Here is a 15,421-nt window from a genome sequence, read left to right as displayed (position 1 = left end):
GGCGCGTCAGTCGCCCTGCGGCCTGATCTTCGCGATGACCACGAGCACCACGCTCGCGTTCGCCGGCAACTGGCGGTGCGAGAACGCGGATCGCGCGTGACCGGCCTTCGATTCGAGCACATCGGCGAAGAGATCGGATGCGCCGTCGATCACGGCGGGTTGCTCGAAATTGCCATCGGCGCTCGCGACATGCCCCTCGACCCGCACGATGTGCTCCAGCCGATCGAATCCGCCCAGATGCGCGTGGATTTGCGCGAGCACGTTGAGCGCGGCGATTTCGGCGGCCTGGCGGCCTTCCTCGACGCTCACGTCTTCTCCGACGCGCCCTTGAAACGCGACGCGGCCATCGCGCAGCGGCAGTTGTCCTGACACGAACAGCAGGTCTCCGGCTTCACTTGTCGCCGTGTAGCGGCCGAGTGGCTTGGGCGGCTCGGGCAGGGCGAGGCCGCGTGCGGCGAGACGGGTTTCGACGGACATCATGATCTCCTTGCTTGGTTTGGCTTGGGTTGAACTATAGAAAGCGGCAGCACCGCGAAAAAGCCCCTGAGCCGAAAAGGAGTTGATACATGAGGGAACAGGCGACGCTGGATTGCCTGATTCTCTGCCTCTGCGGCTCGTCATGCACCACGACAAGGCACCAATCCGGTGAGTTCTGCAAGACCCTTGATGCGATGTTATGTTGCGGCAACGACTGGCCCGGAATCTCCTCCGCTGCCGCACAACCTTAAAAAAACCTATCGATGGAAAACGTCTCCTCAACCGTTAGCGATCTACCTCTAAGCGACACACCTTCATCGTTGCGCCAGTGGCTCGCCGTAGCAGCGGTGACGATCGGCGCATTCGCGTTCGTCACGACGGAATTCCTGCCGGTCGGACTGCTGCCGCACGTCGCCAGCGAACTGGACGTGCTGCCGGGAACCGCCGGACTGATGGTCACGACGCCGGGAATCATCGCCGCGATCTCGGCACCCGGATTGATGCTCGGCGCGGGGCGCATGGATCGTCGTCATGTGTTCCTGCTGCTCACCGCGATGCTGCTCGCGTCGAACCTGTTGTCCGCGTTCGCGCCGAATTTCACCGTCATGCTGGTTGGGCGCGCGCTCCTGGGCGCAGCGTTGGGTGGTTTCTGGACGCTCGCCACGTCGGCAGCAAGACGCCTCGTCGAGCCCAGAGACGCAGCCCGGGCGATGGCGATGATCCTCACTGGCGTGACCTGCGCGACGGTGATCGGCGTGCCGCTCGGCACGTTCATCGCGAGCCTGGCATCGTGGCGGGTCTCGTTCATGGCGACGGGCGGACTCGTCGCCGTCGCGCTGGTGGCACAGTTGCTCCTCGTGCCGTCGCTGCCGTCGGCGGCGGCGTTGCGGCTCTCCGATCTCACGCTGCTGCTGCGGCGCTCGCATCCCCGCAGAAGTTTGCTGATGGTGGCGCTCGTGTTCGGCGCGCACTTCTCGTCCTATACGTACGTCACGCCGTTCCTGCTCGGCGACGCCCATCTCGATATGTCGACGATCACGTGGCTCTTGCTCGGCTTCGGTGTCATCGGCTTCGTTTCGAATTTCGTGGCATCGGCTGCGGTTGTGCGCAACCTCAAGCTCTCCGTCGCGGCGATGGTGTCCCTCTTGATGTTCGCGTTGCTGCTGATGCCCGTGCTGCGTCACTCGGAGTTCGGCGTAAGCGCGGTCGTGCTGGCGTGGGGCATCGCCTTCGGCGCATTGCCGCTTTGCTTCAGCGTGTGGATCCAGCGTGCGACGCCCGAACAGCCGGAAGCGGGTTCGGCGCTTTTCGTGAGCATCATCCAGGTGGCGATCGCGGCGGGGTCGTTCGTCGGCGGCACGGTGGTCGATCACGTCGGCATTCCCGCCGATTTCATGTTGGGCGGCGCGCTGGCCTTGCTGGGGCTGGCGGCGCTCGCGAGCATCGGGACAGAGGCTTCCGAGGGCGCCGCGATTCCCTGCAACGCGACGCCGGAGTGATGGTTCAAGATACTCACCCGTCAAGGATAAATGTTAGCCAGCGCACATTAGCCTGAAGCCGGATGGATCGACACTCCCGGGATTGCTTCGCCTGACAGGAGCGCGACCATGATGCGACGAGCCATCGGCTCCAGACTGTTTCGCGATCGCAATCGAACCATCAACGCGCCGGACACGCAATCCGCTTCCAAGTCCGACGAACGCGCGATGGAGGAGTGGCGGCAGTTGCAAGCCATCATCGGACGCTACGATGGTTTCGATTTCTCCATTCGCGGCTGGTTGCTGGTACTCGTCGGCGCGGCGATGACCGCGCATTTCTCGAAGGGCTCGCCGATCAGTACCGGCCTGTTCGTCCTGCTCGCGCTGACGGCGATCATCGCGTTGCTGATGTCGGAGCTTTCGATACGGGTCGTGAAGCGGCGCGCGATCAACCGCGTATTCGTGATCGAAGAAGCGCTGCGCAAGGAAGCCGACTACGACGGCCCGCGAATATCACTCACGTTGTCGAGCCAGTACACGGCGGACAAGGAAAGCATCGATTTCGGCGAGCGTGTATCCGGGAAGCTGGAACGGTGGGGCTGGAAGGAAAGCCGCGCAACGAGGGTCCGTAAGGTCGTCGTATCGACGCTTCTCTGGTTCGGCCTGATGTTCCCCGAATTGCTGTATCCCCCCGTTCTGCTGTTCTACGTTCCGCTCATTGCCGTGGTCATCGCCGCTTCGTTTCCGGGCGCGGCGTGAATTTATCGCTTCGCCGCGAACGTATCAGGGGGTGGTCGGCATGTGTCGGGATGATTCACGCCGTCACCGCGAGCCTCCGGTTCAGCCGGCGCATGCCGTTGAAAATCGCATCGGCGACGTCCAGCGGGAAATCGCGCGGCAGCAGCGCGGCTATTTCGTCGATCACGCTCGCCGTTCGCGCCGTCAACTCGCCGATCATCGCTTCGACATCCGCCTTCGAAAACCCGACTCGCTGACCTTGCGCGATCCAGTGCCGCTGCTGGATCTCGTTGATCAGGTAGTGGACGTTGCGGCTGCGCACGGCCATCGCGAGTTTCACGCGCTGCGCGGCGAACTGGTTGCCTTCGGTGCCGATGATGGGATGCGCGGAAAGTACGTCATAGAGCGGTGTCGAGCGGTAGCGGTTGCCGGGAAGGTGCGCGATGCTGAAGTTCTTCGCGTGGCCGTCGGTGGCGGCGAGCAGCCAGAAGACCATCTGCGTCATGAAGAAGTCGCGCCGGTCTTCCACTGCACGCTCCGACGCCGACAGCACTTCCATGATCGCCTCGATACCGGGACCGCCGTCCGCCTGATACTTCTGTAGCGCGGACGTCCCTGTCGCCTGGCACATGTCCTCCTGCGGCAGCCGCACGATCCAGGTCTCGTCGCTCGACGGGCTTCGATCGAACCGCTCGACGACGAGCACCTTCTGGTCGTCGAAACGGGCAATCTCGCAGCGGGCGATCGGCAAGCCGTAAGCCGCGACGATCTTCGAGCAGAGCCATTCGTTTTCCACCGAGGTCCGCATGTCGGCGCGCATGTTGCCGACGAGCCCGAGCGGCAGTTTGAAGATGTGCGTCGTCGGCGTGCTGCCTTCGGGCAGAAGCCACTGATCGCCGTGCCAGAGAAGGGCGGTTTTTTCCTGCGCACCGGCAATCGAGAGGCGCAGATCATCGACCGATTCGTGCTGTCCCATCGTGGGCGCCGCGATGGTGTCGCGTAACAGGCGCGCGATGTCCGCCTCGCTCAGGGCTCGCCCGCGGATGCTCTCCAGGTCGACGGGTTCTTCGTCGGGCGGCAGCATCTGGATCGCGCCGACGCAGTCGCGGCCGAGTTTCGCGAGCAACTGGAAGGGCGCGGTGCCGCCGGTCCGGTAGCGCGCGGCGATACGTCGGCGGATGGGCTCGCTGTCGGGCAGGAGGTTGTCGAAATAGTCGGTGACGACTTGCCCTCGATACGGCTGGTTGCCCGGCGTAAAAGGCAGCGAAAGCGATAACGGACGGCCTTGGCGGTCGTCGATCCAGTCGTCGCGGTAAACGAGGCGCTCGGCCCCGCGCGCCGTCTCCCAATAACCGACAGGCAATCCGTTCATCCACAGGTCGAGCCGTCCCGGTTGCGTGCGGCGCGCCATGCTTACCAGTTCTCCCTTTTCTTCGCGACGGATGCCCGCTTTGCGGGCGTCGGGCTTTTCTTTCGTGCGGCGGGTTTGGGCACGTTGTACTCGGGCATGTGCTCTTCGGCCAGAGCGGGCTTTGACGGGGCGTCTTGTGGATAGACGACATTGCCGGCATCCTCTGCGGTTTGCGTCAGCATCAGATCGACACCCAGCACGCGCAAAACCTTGAACAGCCGCTCCACGCTGACGGCGGCGGGGTTCGCCTCCAGTTGGGCATACGTCTGCTGCGTCACACCGAGGTGAGCGGCCATTGCGGCCTGCGTGAGTCCCCCAGCCTTGCGGAAGCCCAGCAGGATCGGCCGTAGCTGGCTAAGTGTCTTGACCGGATAGTCCACCGGAGGCTCCTACAGGTCTAAAGCTGTAAATCGAAATAACAGTCTATACGCTGTTTTGTATCGATACAAGCTAATGACTGTAAAAAGTGGCGGTCGATAGGTCAAAAAAAGAGCCGGACAAAGCCGGCCCATGAAACCTCTCAATTGCGCGCGGCCCGACCCTACACCGGAGGCCGCACGACAAGCACCGGCAGGTGACTATGCGTGAGCACCTTCTGCGTTTCGCTTCCGATCAGCAGGCCGCGAATGCCGCCATGTCCGTGCGACGCCATTACGATAAGGTCGCAGTTCCGCTCTTTCGCGGTATCGAGGATCGCCTCGTACGGATGCGAGCCGCTCGCTGCCACCGTGTCGCATTCGACGCCCGCGTGCGCGGCGATATTCCGGACCGTCGTGAGGTATTCCTCGGCGCGCGCGCGATCGGAGGCGAGGAATTCGTCTTCCGTATAGCCGACCATTTCGGCGCTATAGATGGTCATATGGAACGGGCGCACCATATAGATCCCCGTGACCGTCGCGTTGTTTTCCTTGGCGAGTCCCACGGCCATCTGGGCCGCGCTTTCCGACAGCGCGGACCCGTCCGTCGCCACAAGCAGGTGCTTGAACATGATGACGTCCTCCAATCGCGTTCCGGGCCCGCCCGACGCATCGAAAGATCGCCAAGCGAGCCTCGTCAACAAAATATTACATCGCGATTACAGTATAGGCGACGGTTGGGCGAAGGCGCCGTGCGGAGAATTGACGCGTGACAAGAAAGCTCGCCTTTCCGGCGGTCAACCGCGTCGCCGCTTCCTCGTCAGCGACCCGACCGCGAGCCCCGCCAAAAAAAAGTGACCATCGCAGCGCGAAGCTTCATCACGTCTCGAATGCCACCCCGCGCCTGCGAAGCTCCCGCATGGCGCTGTCGAGATGCGCGCGAGCGCTTTCCTTGTCGCCGAGACGCATCTGTTCGTAGGCACGTTGCGCGATATCCGCCGGGACGGGCTTGAGCGGGCGATTGGCGCTCATCGCTTTGAGTTGCACTTCGGCCGCGCGTTCGAGGTAATACAGGTCGTCCCAGGCTTCCGCGATGCTCGCGCCCGCCACCATCACGCCGTGGTTTTTCAGGAACAGGATATCCGCGTCGCCGAGCGCGGCCGCGATCCGGTCGCCTTCCGATTGGTCCAGTGCGAGACCGTTGTAGTCCTCATCCACCGCTGTGCGGCCGTAGAACTTCAAGGCGGTCTGACCGAGCCACAACAACGGCGGCCCTTCGAGCAGACACAACGCCGTGGCGTTCGGCATGTGCGTGTGAAAAGCCGCCTTCACGCGCGGCATCAGGCGATGCAGCCGCGCATGAATATAGAACGCGGTGGCTTCGGGCTTGCCGTCACCCTCGATCACGTTGCCGTCGAAATCGCAGATCAGAAGCCGCGACGCCGTGACCTCGGAGAACGCGTACCCGTACGGATTCACGAAAAACAGATCGTCATGTCCGGGCACGACGGCGGAGAAATGGTTGCAGATGCCTTCCTCGAAACCGAGCTGCGCCGCGAGCTGAAAACACGCAGCCAGTTCGATGCGTGCCTGCACGATCTCGTCGCTATCGAGTCGCCGGTGGCCTGCCGACTGAGCGTTGGAAACGGATGAAAGCGTATGCGCCATATGTTGTCCCTGGGATCACCAGCCGAGCGAAGCAAAGAGGGGCGGCACTTCATCGAGCGTCGAAAGCGTCGCGTCCGGGCGATAGTCGGGAAGCAGCGTGCGCCCCGTGCCGCGGTCGATCCAGATACACCGGAACCCGATATCGCGCGCCGCCCCATGATCGAGATGCGGGCTCGCGCAGATGTGCACGACGTCGTCCTTCGTGACGCCCAGTTGTTCGTGGGCGTAATCGAACAGCCGGCGATCCGGCTTGTACGCGCCGGCCTGCTGCGCGGTGATCACGCGATCGATATGACCGCCGAGCTGCGCGACGTTGCCGGCGATGATGTCGTCGTCGGTATTCGACACGATGCACAGCCGATAGCCTGATTTCTTGAGCTGCCGCAGCGTATCGACGACTTCGCTGAACGGCGGCATCGCGGAGATGCGCCCGGTCAGCAGTTCAGTGTCGCCTGGTGCGCTGGGCAAACCGAGTTCCTCCATCGCCAGCCGGAGCCCGGCGCCTGCCACCTCGCGAAAACTCCGATGCGGCGACGTCTGTTCCAGCGCGTGCTCGTGCCGATCGTACACCGCGATAAGTCTGGCAGGGTCGATGTCGTGGCGCGGCTTCGTCGCCAGGATGTTGCGCACCGCGGCCTGCAGGCCTTCATCCCACTGGATCAGCGTGCCGTAGCAATCAAATGTCAGCCACTTCGGGCGAGGAGTCGCGTGCAATGTCATGGGAGCATCCGTCGAAAAGTTGGGGATGTCGATAGCGTAGGTCAGGCGTCAGATAGTGGGAAATTAAATTTATATGTTAATCTCAGTGATAAAGTAAATATCGATCGGAAGAGACCATGCTCGATCTCGAACTCTTGAACACACTCGTTTGTGTGGTCGAAGAAGGCAGCTTCACGCGTGCCGGTGAGCGCGTGCATCGTACGCAATCGACGGTGAGCCAGCAGATTCGCAAGCTGGAAGAGTCGGTGGGTTGTGCGCTGCTGCTGCGCGATCGCACCGGCAATCAGGTGACCGCCACGGAGCACGGTGAAGTGCTGGCGCAATACGCGCGGCGGCTGCTGTCGCTCGCGCAGGAAGCGCACGACGCGCTGACGAGTGACGTCGAACTGGTGCCGCTTCGCATCGGCGTGCCGGAGGATTTCGACGCGAAACGCATGACGGCGATGCTCTCCGGCTTTATGAAGGCGCGGCCCGGCGCGCGGCTGGAAACCGTCGCCGGCATGAGTTTCGACTTGCAGCGCAAGCTCACGGCGGGCGAGATCGAAATCGCGTTGGTGAAGCGCGAGCCGGGCAGCGGGGAGTGTCTCGCTTCGTGGCCCGAGTCGCTCGTCTGGGTTCAGGGACCGCAATCTCAGATCGACGACGAACCCGTCGCGCTGGCGGTTTTTCCGCAAGGCTGCATTTATCGGCAGCGCGCGATCCGGAGTCTCGACAAGGCGCACCGGCGCTGGCGCATCGCGTTCGGCAGTCATAGCCTGACGGGGATTCAGGCGGCCGTATCGTCGGGGCTGGGAATTTCGGCGCTGCCCACCACTGCTTTGCTCCCCGATCATCGTCTATGCGACGGGTTGCCGCCTTTGCCTCCCTCGGAACTCGCGCTCGTCAGTTCGGGCGGGCCGCTCAATGCGCTTCAGCGATCGCTGGTCGATTTCTTGCGCTCGGAGATCGCGGTTCAGGCGTCGTCTAGCTAAAGCGCGGACGCGCGATGGCAACGCTCAAGGTCGCGCTGAGTTGTCTCGGGCCACTCGATCGTATTCACTGTCACTCAGTTCAATGCGGGTTCATGGCAACTCTTGCCGCAATGACCGCACATTAAAGAATCGTCGATGACGAACCACCTACGAACGACTCGACATGACAGCCGGCTGCATGATGGAAACGTACCTGAGTGTGAGGTCGCGAATGCGCGTGACGCCGCGAAGAACCCACACCTGCATATGAGTCGGACAAACCAATCGCAGCGTCGTGCGAACGAACGTAGGGATGGTTCTGGCGATACCGATTCGCTACTTTGAATGGACCCGCCGTGCAGCGTCATGTCAACGCACCATGACGGCCAGATACAGGTTTGATAACGGCCGGATGAGGTTGGCCATACGCGGGCGTGAACGTGACGGCGGTGCGCTTCCTCGGTACGATGCATGATTTCATGATGCTGAACCCGCTGCGCGACACGCTGGCGGCGCTGGCGGGCAGCATGCTGAATCAGGCGTTAACGACATAGGGAGCGTCGAGCGTGCAACCCGCATCCGGACCGTTTGCTGTTAGCCATGCGTTGCGGTGGGGCGTTGTCGTCGGCTTGACAGGGCTCGCTGGTGGTCTCAGCGGGCTGGGGCTCGCCGCGCTGTTGCACGCGATCCAGCATCTCGCGTATGGCTACGGCTTCGCGTCGCTCTTTCACGGCGAGAGCTTCCTCGACGGCGTCGAGGCGGCCAGCCCGCTGCGTCGCGTGGCTGTGCTCGGCGTCTGCGGTTTGCTCGCGGGAGTCGGCTGGTGGGCGGTGTATCGCTGGTGCCGGCCGCTCGTCAGCATCGCGCGTGCGGTGAAGGGCAACGATCCGCGCATGCCTGTCGTCGCGACGACTTGTCATGCGTTGCTGCAGATCGTGACGGTTGCGCTCGGGTCGCCGCTCGGACGCGAAGTCGCACCGCGCGAAGTGGCCGCGATGATCGCGGGCAAGCTGTGTTCATGGGCGCGGCTCACGTCAGACGAATCGAAGGTGATGGTGGCTTGTGGCGCGGGGGCGGGGCTCGCAGCCGTCTACAACGTGCCCGTCGCAGGCGCGCTTTATGTCCTTGAAGGATTGCTCGTTAGTTTTGGCTGGCGTGCGCTGGTGCCTGCGGTCGTCACGTCGGTGATCGCGGCGCTCGTCGCGCGACTGGGTCTCGGCGACTTGCCGCAGTACGCGGTGCCGCACTATGCAGCCACGCCTTCGCTGATGATCTGGTCGGCGCTGGCCGGGCCGCTTATCGGTCTCGCGGCGTATCAATTTACGCGGATCACCGGTTCAGCGCGCGCTAACGCTCCGCGTGGTAACTGGCTGCCGTTCCTGTGCGCTCTCAACTTTCTCTTCATCGGCCTGCTTGCGACGCAATTCCCGATACTACTCGGCAACGGCAAGGGGCCCGCGCAAGTAGGCTTCGATGGTTCCATACCGTTGCGCCTCGCCGCTATCCTGTTGATGCTGCGCGTGCTGATCACATGGACGAGTCTCCGCGCCGGTGCAGAGGGCGGCTTGCTGACGCCTGGATTGTGCAACGGCGCGCTGCTGGCGATCGTGCTGGGCGGCGCATGGTCGATGCTCTTGCCGGGCACGCCGCTCGGCGCGTTCGCCGTGATCGGTGCGGCGGCGTTCCTTGCTTCCTCGATGCGCGTACCGTTGACAGCGGTCACGCTGATCTTCGAATTCACGCAGCCGAGTCAGGCATTTTTGATCCCGGTGTTGATTGCGGTTGCGGGGTCGGTGGCTGCGTCGGAATGCGTGAGTGGCGTCGTAGCGGCACGCGTGCGAAATAGCGTCGTGGCCTGAGCAATCTTTCCGCCGATGAATCCGGTGCTGCCCGATCCCGTCCGCCACCAAACGCTGTCGCCAACACCACGCTCGCCGCCAGTCGCCGCGCCTGAATCTGCGCTTCCAGAACGCCGCATTTGCCTGACCGATCTGCGCATTCGCCGCGGCTACGCGCCGCTCGGCCGCCGCGATATCCGGCCGCCGCTCCAGCAGTTTCGAAGGCACGCCTGCGGGAATCTGCGGCACGGCCGTCGTCTCGATCTTCGGCGGCAATGAAAACGACGATGCCGGCACGCCGATCAGCGATCGCGATCGCATGCGTCGTCTGCGCGATTTGAACGTCGATGTCGGTGGCCTGCAAGCGGGTGCTTTCGCGTTGCGTTTGCGCTTGCGCGGCGGCGGAAGCGTCGATCGCGCCGTCGGCCACTTGCTGCTGGAGAATCCTGAACGCAGCGGCGTAAGCGGTGACGCTGTCGTCGAGGAACTTCTTCTGGATCTCCAGCGCACGCACCAGGAAGTAGTGGCGGGCGAGATCGCTGCGCATCGCCAGGCGCACCACTTCGAGAACGGCTTCGCTTGCCTGCGCGTTGTCGCTTGCGTTGACCACTTCAGCCTGAAGCACTGTCGTTGCCGATTCGCACGATGACCTTCAACGAAACAAGCGACGAGTTCGAGCGTGCGAATCCAAACAATCCGGGCGATATGAAACAGGCGTCTCCTGGCCGTCGCGAATACTCACTGTCACGCATGCCACGACGGCGCATGGCGTTCAACCAGACCGAAAGGAGCAGTAGAGATGGCTTACTTCACAACCAGGGACGGCACGGAGATCTATTACAAGGATTGGGGCACGGGCCAGCCGATCACGTTCTCGCACGGCTGGCCGCTCGACGCGGACGCCTGGGACGCACAGATGATGTATCTCGCCGAGCGCGGCTATCGCGTGATCGCGCATGACCGCCGCGGCCACGGGCGTTCGTCGCAGCCGTGGAACGGCAACGAGATGAACACCTATGCGGACGACCTCGCGGAACTGATCGAGTCGCTCGATCTGAAGAACATCGTAATGGTCGGCCATTCGACCGGCGGCGGCGAAGTGGTGCGCTATATCGGCCGTCATGGGACGAAGCGCGTGGCGAAGGCGGTGCTCATCGCTTCCGTGCCGCCGGTCATGCTGAAGACGGAAGCGAATCCGGGCGGTTTGCCGCTCTCCGTATTCGACGATATTCGCCACGGCGTCCACGACAATCGCTCGCAGTTCTTCAAGGACCTGGCGCTGCCCTTTTACGGTTTTAATCGGCCGGATGCCAGGGTTTCGCAAGGCACGATCGACTCGTTCTGGCTGCTCGGTATGCAAGGCTCGATCAAGGGCTTGTACGACTGCGTGAAAGCGTTTTCAGAAACCGATTTCACGGAAGATTTGAAGAAGATCACCGTGCCGGCGCTCGTCCTTCAGGGCGACGACGACCAGATCGTTCCGCTCGACGATTCGGGCAAGCTGTCGGCGAAGTTCATGCCGAATGCGAAGCTTAAGATTTATGCGGGCGCGCCGCATGGGATGTGTACGACGCATGCGGATCGCGTGAACGCGGACTTGCTGGAGTTCATCCGGTCGTAGCTACATTTGTTGAAGGAAAACGCCGCTCCAGTCGAGACAGAGCGGCGTTTTGCGTTTGGAACCTATACCTGAGTATGACTCTGTCTGGGCTTTATTCATCCCGCGCCGCAGCCCGCTAAAGCCGCAAGACTAAACCTGAATATGAGTCGCCCCAACCATTGGTCACGAGAGTCAACCTAAGGTAGGGATGGGCGCCGCGTTTGCCCTGCGATACCTTGGAGTCGTCGCAACCCCGACCTACTCAACCGGACGACCAGATCATGACCAGCTCGATGACTTTTCTTCCCGACGCCGCCGTGGATGTCGCACCGACGAGAAGGGCCAGCCCGATCGGCATCGAGCATCAATGGCGCCGTCCCGTCGATCCACAGTCGCCGTCCAACATCGTTGTCTCTCGCTGGACGCGGAACGTGGCGCACCCGCTGAGGGTCGTGAATCCGGGCAACGCCGAACACCATTGCATCGCGATGAACCTCAAGTGCGCGTCGTTGACGTTCAAGCATGAGGGCGCGCCGCTCGTGCGCGGCCGGGTCGCAGCGGGCGCCGTTCAGGTGACGGCGCCGGACGTGGCCTGCAGCGCCGAGTTCGAATCGTCTGCCGACGTATTGCATCTTTTTGTCTCGCAGCAGGTACTCGCCGAATGCTACGAAGACATGTTCGGCCGTGTACATGCAGGCGATATCCGCATCGACGATCCCAGGCTTGTGCGTGATCCCGCGCTCGAACGTCTCGGGCAGGCGCTCGCGGTCTCGCAATCGGATGATGCCGCGCTCGGCAAGGTCTTCACGGACAGCGTGAGTCTCGCGGTCGTATCACGCGTGGTCGCGCGTCACTTCACGCTCGCGGAGCGCCGGACACGCGAGGCGAGCCCGCTGCCGTCATGGCGTCTGAGCCGCGCGATCGAATACGTCGATGCGCACCTCGCCGAACCGATCGGACTCGCGGACATCGCCAGCAGCACGGGTCTCACGCGCATGCACTTCGCCTCGCAGTTTCGCCGTACGACGGGGATGCGTCCGCACGAATATCTGACGCGTCGCCGGATCGAGCACGCGCAGCATCTTTTGCTCACTTCGAAGCACAACGTTCTGGACGTCGCGCTGAGCTGCGGCTTCCGCTCGCAGGCGCACTTCACGACGGTGTTCAAGCGGCTGGTCGGCGACACGCCTTCCAACTGGCGGATGAAGGAGAACATCGACCGGTAAGCGTGAGCGTCGAAGGTCAAGCGGTCCTACTGGAACAGGAGAGAGCGAACATGCTGGACGATGCGAGTTTCACCGATCCGTGGTTACGAACCCTCGGCTTGCTGTCCGCGATATCGGACGGCACGGGCGTCGATCAACAAGCCGCGACCGCCGTACGATTCGGACGCAAAGGCGGCCAGCCGGCAGTCGCGGGGCAGCGTTTCGAGGCGCAAGTCCAGGTGCTCGACCGGCCGACGCAATCAACCGCGACCGTTGCATGGCGCAGCTCGACGCTTTGTTCCTACGGCGATCAGGTCTGGCACGCGAGCCGTGCGCGCGTGGCCGGCACCTGCGTGATGAGCGGACTGACGATCGCTCCGGGTGATGCGATCTACAAGCCGCGTCCCTATCGCACCTTGCCGCTGAATGCGGGAGCGATGATTCTGCAGTCCGTGTTGCACGAGGCCGTGTTGATCGACCCTGCGACCGGTGCGCCATCGTGCAAGTCTGAAACTCAAGCGGCTTGAGCAACACGTTTCACTCGCCGCGCGATGCGACGACGATTCAACCAACTGGCGCTTCTATGTCAGCCAATAGCCCAATTCCTCCCTTTCCTCCATTCACGCTCGAAACCGCCGCGCAAAAAGTGCGTGCTGGCGAAAACGGCTGGAACTCGCGCAACCCGAGAACGTCTCGCTCGCATACTCCGTGGACAGCAAATGGCGCAACCGCGCTGAATTTGTCACCGGCCGCGAGCAGATCGTTCCGTTTCTGCGGCGAAAATGGGACCGCGAACTGGAGTATCGATTGATCAAGGAACTGTGGGCGTTCACGGACAATCGCATCGCCGTCCGGTTTGCGTACGAATGGCACGACGATTCGGGTCACTGGTTCCGATCGTTCGGCAACGAGATGTGGCAGTTCGATGAAACCGGGCTGATGGCCGTGCGCCACGCATGCATCAACGACATGCCGATTCACGAAAGCGACCGCAAGTTTTTTTGGGCGCTCGGAGCGCGCCCTGAAGATCATCCGGGGCCGAGCAGTTTCGGCTTCTAGAGGCGCGCCCGGGGACGGTCTTCGTCGTTAAGGCTATACTTGACGGATCGTCGGCAATGGTGTCGAGGCGTGCCGCAATGGCTACAAAGCGTTCACACCCACCGTACGCAGCCGACGAAAGAACACGACCGTGCATCACGATAAAGGGGACTATGCGATGGCCAATCAGGTGATTTTCAGCGGCGCGCCGTCGCAGGCCTGTAACCTTCCGGCGCTCCTCAAAGGCATCGCTGTCATGGCTGTGATCGGCGGCATCCATCTTTGCTTGTCGGGTTCCTTTCCGCTTCACTGGCCCGTGTTGCTCGCGCAAGCCGGAGCGGTGTTGATCGGTGTCGCCTTTCCGTTCAGCAAGACGGCCTTCACGCGGATCGTCATCGATACCGCGCGGATCACCTGGACGCAGGGCATCTTCAATCGCCGCTCGTCGATTCTCGAGCTTTCGCGCGTTCAGACCATCACGTCGATTCATCCGTGGTGGCTGCGTATGTTCGGTGCCGGCTCGATCATCCTGACCACCGACGATCTGGCTCATCCTGTGCGGCGTTTGCCCGGCATCCACGACGTCGATCAGCTTCGCGCGAAACTGGTCGAGGCGGTGACGCTGTGTCAGGAGCGCCTCAGTGCTGCGAAGACATTCGATCCGAACGCCGCCGACTACAGTCAAGCTCACGGCGTCTGAATAGACGCTTATCCCGTCCCTATCCGCGACCGGAGACACTTGCACGCTCGCTTCCGTCCGTCTATTGGACTAAAGTCTCATGGCGCTGCTGCTAAAACGGGAGCAGATTGCGCGTTGAGCATCGCGCGCTCGATCCATTGAAATGAGGCGCGATATCGAACGATCGTCCATCCCCGCAAGAGTCGCCACGAACGCGCGGCTCGCACTCACCGGAGCGAACAATGAATGCAATCAAGACACTCAAGTTGATGGGCGGAGCTTTGATCGTCGTCGCGTCGTTCAATGCCTGGTCGCAGACGAGCGATGCAACGGCAACGCCGAGTCAATCCGGCGCTACGGCCAGCGCGGGAACGTCGAAGTCCACTGCCAGAAAGGCGAATCGGGCGCTAAGCAAGAAGGTGCTGCAGGCGTTGTCGAAGGGCGGCGTCAATACCGCTGGAATCAGCGTTCTCGCGAAGGGCGGCGCCGTATCGCTGGCGGGACACGTTTCGGACCCAGCCGACATCGACAAGGCCGGCTCGATCGCGAAGGGCGTGTCCGGCGTGAGTTCGGTTAAGAATGCGCTGTCGATCAATCAAGGCGGGCAGTAAGCGGATCACGCATCGGCCACGCGGCTCCCGGTCTGGCGAACGGGAGCCGCGTTTTTTTTCAGGGTTTCTCGCAAATCATCAGTCTATTGACCGCGATCCGCAACGCGATCAACTCCCCCGATACGTCCCGAAGCTCCACGGCGAGCACAGCAGCGGCACGTGATAGTGCTGCGCCGCATCGGCGACGGTGAAGCGCACTGGCACGACATCCGCGAATACGTCGGGCGTCCGGAAGTAGTCCGCTACCCAGAACCGTAGTTCGAAGTCGCCCGCGCGAGCTTGCGCGGCGGGCAGGATCGGCGTATCGGTGCGACCGTCGCGATTGGAGCGCGTGCGGGTGATGAGCTTCGGCGGCTGCGTGCTCATGTCGAAGAGTTCGATCTGCATGCCGGCGGCGGGCTTGCCGAGCGCTACATCGAGTACGTGGGTTGTGATGCCAGCGGCCATGTCTTTCTCCTGTGTCGACCGGAGTTAGCGCTTCAGCGCTTACTGCGGTCCCATGCAAAGCGGTCGACCGGAGTTAGCGCTTCAGCGCTTACTGCGGTCCCATGCAAAGCGGTCGACCGGAGTTAGCACTTCAGCGCTTACTGCGGTCCCATGCAAAGCGGTCGACCGGAGTTAGCGCTTCAGCGCTTACTGCGGTCCCATGCAA

The 15,421-nt window shown here is 62.5% G+C and carries 17 protein-coding genes and 2 pseudogenes; 11 read left to right on the top strand and 8 right to left on the bottom strand.

Annotation, left to right across the window (positions count from 1 at the left end; translation table 11 throughout):
• Positions 1 to 6: 6 nt before the first annotated feature.
• Entirely contained in the window at positions 7 to 477 is a 471-nt protein-coding gene (locus AWB65_RS10865; RefSeq protein WP_087667167.1) for a RidA family protein, read from the bottom strand.
• Between the two features lie 263 nt (positions 478 to 740).
• Here AWB65_RS10865 and AWB65_RS10860 point away from each other — a divergent pair, with 263 nt between their 5' ends.
• Together AWB65_RS10860 and AWB65_RS10855 are read left to right on the top strand one after the other, a co-directional pair.
• A complete protein-coding gene (locus AWB65_RS10860) occupies positions 741 to 1,976 on the top strand; it encodes an MFS transporter (protein ID WP_087667166.1) in 1,236 nt (411 codons plus the stop codon).
• A 108-nt stretch (positions 1,977 to 2,084) separates the two neighbouring features.
• Complete coding sequence (locus AWB65_RS10855; RefSeq protein WP_087667165.1) at positions 2,085 to 2,714, top strand: hypothetical protein; 630 nt, start codon at positions 2,085 to 2,087, stop codon at positions 2,712 to 2,714.
• Between the two features lie 55 nt (positions 2,715 to 2,769).
• Here AWB65_RS10855 and AWB65_RS10850 read toward each other — a convergent pair whose 3' ends face one another.
• The 3 genes from AWB65_RS10850 to AWB65_RS10840 all read right to left on the bottom strand — a co-directional run bounded on the left by AWB65_RS10850 (position 2,770) and on the right by AWB65_RS10840 (position 5,092).
• Positions 2,770 to 4,104 carry a type II toxin-antitoxin system HipA family toxin gene (locus tag AWB65_RS10850; RefSeq protein ID WP_087667164.1) on the bottom strand — a complete coding sequence of 445 codons (1,335 nt, stop codon included), beginning with the start codon at positions 4,102 to 4,104 and terminating at the stop codon, positions 2,770 to 2,772.
• 2 nt (positions 4,105 to 4,106) lie between these two features.
• Entirely contained in the window at positions 4,107 to 4,484 is a 378-nt protein-coding gene (locus tag AWB65_RS10845; protein WP_087667163.1) for a helix-turn-helix transcriptional regulator, read from the bottom strand.
• 161 nt (positions 4,485 to 4,645) lie between these two features.
• Entirely contained in the window at positions 4,646 to 5,092 is a 447-nt protein-coding gene (locus AWB65_RS10840) for a universal stress protein (RefSeq protein ID WP_087667280.1), read from the bottom strand.
• Between AWB65_RS10840 and AWB65_RS35540 the strand changes: the two genes are divergently transcribed.
• Positions 5,091 to 5,318: a hypothetical protein gene (locus tag AWB65_RS35540; RefSeq protein WP_125474111.1), complete on the top strand. Its 228-nt coding sequence runs from the start codon at positions 5,091 to 5,093 to the stop codon at positions 5,316 to 5,318. The genes AWB65_RS10840 and AWB65_RS35540 overlap by 2 nt on opposite strands.
• A gap of 21 nt (positions 5,319 to 5,339) precedes the next feature.
• On the opposite strand, the gene AWB65_RS10835 is transcribed toward AWB65_RS35540, so the two are convergent.
• Positions 5,340 to 6,128, bottom strand: coding sequence for an aldolase (locus AWB65_RS10835; protein ID WP_087667162.1), 789 nt, complete (start codon positions 6,126 to 6,128; stop codon positions 5,340 to 5,342).
• Between the two features lie 15 nt (positions 6,129 to 6,143).
• Positions 6,144 to 6,848 carry a haloacid dehalogenase type II gene (locus AWB65_RS10830; protein WP_087667161.1) on the bottom strand — a complete coding sequence of 235 codons (705 nt, stop codon included), beginning with the start codon at positions 6,846 to 6,848 and terminating at the stop codon, positions 6,144 to 6,146.
• A 116-nt stretch (positions 6,849 to 6,964) separates the two neighbouring features.
• On the opposite strand from AWB65_RS10830, the gene AWB65_RS10825 reads away from it, so the two are divergent.
• Together AWB65_RS10825 and AWB65_RS10820 are read left to right on the top strand one after the other, a co-directional pair.
• Positions 6,965 to 7,819 (top strand): LysR family transcriptional regulator, encoded by an 855-nt coding sequence (locus AWB65_RS10825; RefSeq protein WP_087667160.1) that lies wholly within the window; start codon positions 6,965 to 6,967, stop codon positions 7,817 to 7,819.
• Between the two features lie 545 nt (positions 7,820 to 8,364).
• On the top strand, positions 8,365 to 9,657 hold the full coding sequence (locus tag AWB65_RS10820; protein ID WP_087667159.1) for a chloride channel protein: 1,293 nt from the start codon (positions 8,365 to 8,367) through the stop codon (positions 9,655 to 9,657).
• A 105-nt stretch (positions 9,658 to 9,762) separates the two neighbouring features.
• Here the strand turns inward: AWB65_RS10820 and AWB65_RS37735 are convergent.
• A pseudogene (locus AWB65_RS37735) lies at positions 9,763 to 10,243 on the bottom strand (RND transporter); the annotation flags it as partial.
• A 192-nt stretch (positions 10,244 to 10,435) separates the two neighbouring features.
• On the opposite strand from AWB65_RS37735, the gene AWB65_RS10810 reads away from it, so the two are divergent.
• The 6 genes and pseudogenes from AWB65_RS10810 to AWB65_RS10785 all read left to right on the top strand — a co-directional run bounded on the left by AWB65_RS10810 (position 10,436) and on the right by AWB65_RS10785 (position 14,769).
• The gene (locus AWB65_RS10810; RefSeq protein WP_087667158.1) at positions 10,436 to 11,257 is read left to right on the top strand and encodes an alpha/beta fold hydrolase; all 822 of its coding nucleotides are present in this window, start codon (positions 10,436 to 10,438) and stop codon (positions 11,255 to 11,257) included.
• Between the two features lie 260 nt (positions 11,258 to 11,517).
• Positions 11,518 to 12,462 carry a helix-turn-helix domain-containing protein gene (locus AWB65_RS10805; protein ID WP_087667157.1) on the top strand — a complete coding sequence of 315 codons (945 nt, stop codon included), beginning with the start codon at positions 11,518 to 11,520 and terminating at the stop codon, positions 12,460 to 12,462.
• Positions 12,463 to 12,512: 50 nt separating this feature from the next.
• Positions 12,513 to 12,968, top strand: a complete 456-nt coding sequence (locus AWB65_RS10800; RefSeq protein WP_087667156.1) for a DUF3331 domain-containing protein — start codon at positions 12,513 to 12,515, stop codon at positions 12,966 to 12,968.
• Between the two features lie 56 nt (positions 12,969 to 13,024).
• Positions 13,025 to 13,500 (top strand): annotated as a pseudogene (locus tag AWB65_RS10795) (nuclear transport factor 2 family protein).
• 130 nt (positions 13,501 to 13,630) lie between these two features.
• The gene (locus AWB65_RS10790; RefSeq protein WP_125474110.1) at positions 13,631 to 14,179 is read left to right on the top strand and encodes a PH domain-containing protein; all 549 of its coding nucleotides are present in this window, start codon (positions 13,631 to 13,633) and stop codon (positions 14,177 to 14,179) included.
• 221 nt (positions 14,180 to 14,400) lie between these two features.
• On the top strand, positions 14,401 to 14,769 hold the full coding sequence (locus AWB65_RS10785) for a BON domain-containing protein (RefSeq protein ID WP_087667154.1): 369 nt from the start codon (positions 14,401 to 14,403) through the stop codon (positions 14,767 to 14,769).
• Between the two features lie 108 nt (positions 14,770 to 14,877).
• On the opposite strand, the gene uraH is transcribed toward AWB65_RS10785, so the two are convergent.
• The gene (uraH, locus tag AWB65_RS10780; RefSeq protein ID WP_087667153.1) at positions 14,878 to 15,216 is read right to left on the bottom strand and encodes a hydroxyisourate hydrolase; all 339 of its coding nucleotides are present in this window, start codon (positions 15,214 to 15,216) and stop codon (positions 14,878 to 14,880) included.
• Between the last annotated feature and the right edge of the window lie 205 nt (positions 15,217 to 15,421).

Source organism: Caballeronia humi, from assembly GCF_001544475.1.
Taxonomy (GTDB): Bacteria; Pseudomonadota; Gammaproteobacteria; order Burkholderiales; family Burkholderiaceae; genus Caballeronia; species Caballeronia humi.
This window is presented reverse-complemented; position numbering and strand designations above follow the sequence as displayed.

What these genes read in the sequence shown, in the direction of transcription:
- AWB65_RS10855 (WP_087667165.1), top strand. Translation starts at nt 2,085, where the DNA reads ATGATGCGACGAGCCATCGGCTCCAGACTGTTTCGCGATCGCAATCGA.
- AWB65_RS10800 (WP_087667156.1), top strand. Translation starts at nt 12,513, where the DNA reads ATGCTGGACGATGCGAGTTTCACCGATCCGTGGTTACGAACCCTCGGC.
- AWB65_RS10825 (WP_087667160.1), top strand. Translation starts at nt 6,965, where the DNA reads ATGCTCGATCTCGAACTCTTGAACACACTCGTTTGTGTGGTCGAAGAA.
- AWB65_RS10850 (WP_087667164.1), bottom strand. Translation starts at nt 4,104, where the DNA reads ATGGCGCGCCGCACGCAACCGGGACGGCTCGACCTGTGGATGAACGGA.
- AWB65_RS10810 (WP_087667158.1), top strand. Translation starts at nt 10,436, where the DNA reads ATGGCTTACTTCACAACCAGGGACGGCACGGAGATCTATTACAAGGAT.
- uraH (WP_087667153.1), bottom strand. Translation starts at nt 15,216, where the DNA reads ATGGCCGCTGGCATCACAACCCACGTACTCGATGTAGCGCTCGGCAAG.
- AWB65_RS10835 (WP_087667162.1), bottom strand. Translation starts at nt 6,128, where the DNA reads ATGGCGCATACGCTTTCATCCGTTTCCAACGCTCAGTCGGCAGGCCAC.
- AWB65_RS10840 (WP_087667280.1), bottom strand. Translation starts at nt 5,092, where the DNA reads ATGTTCAAGCACCTGCTTGTGGCGACGGACGGGTCCGCGCTGTCGGAA.
- AWB65_RS10860 (WP_087667166.1), top strand. Translation starts at nt 741, where the DNA reads ATGGAAAACGTCTCCTCAACCGTTAGCGATCTACCTCTAAGCGACACA.
- AWB65_RS10805 (WP_087667157.1), top strand. Translation starts at nt 11,518, where the DNA reads ATGACCAGCTCGATGACTTTTCTTCCCGACGCCGCCGTGGATGTCGCA.
- AWB65_RS10785 (WP_087667154.1), top strand. Translation starts at nt 14,401, where the DNA reads ATGAATGCAATCAAGACACTCAAGTTGATGGGCGGAGCTTTGATCGTC.
- AWB65_RS10830 (WP_087667161.1), bottom strand. Translation starts at nt 6,848, where the DNA reads ATGACATTGCACGCGACTCCTCGCCCGAAGTGGCTGACATTTGATTGC.
- AWB65_RS35540 (WP_125474111.1), top strand. Translation starts at nt 5,091, where the DNA reads ATGATGACGTCCTCCAATCGCGTTCCGGGCCCGCCCGACGCATCGAAA.
- AWB65_RS10865 (WP_087667167.1), bottom strand. Translation starts at nt 477, where the DNA reads ATGTCCGTCGAAACCCGTCTCGCCGCACGCGGCCTCGCCCTGCCCGAG.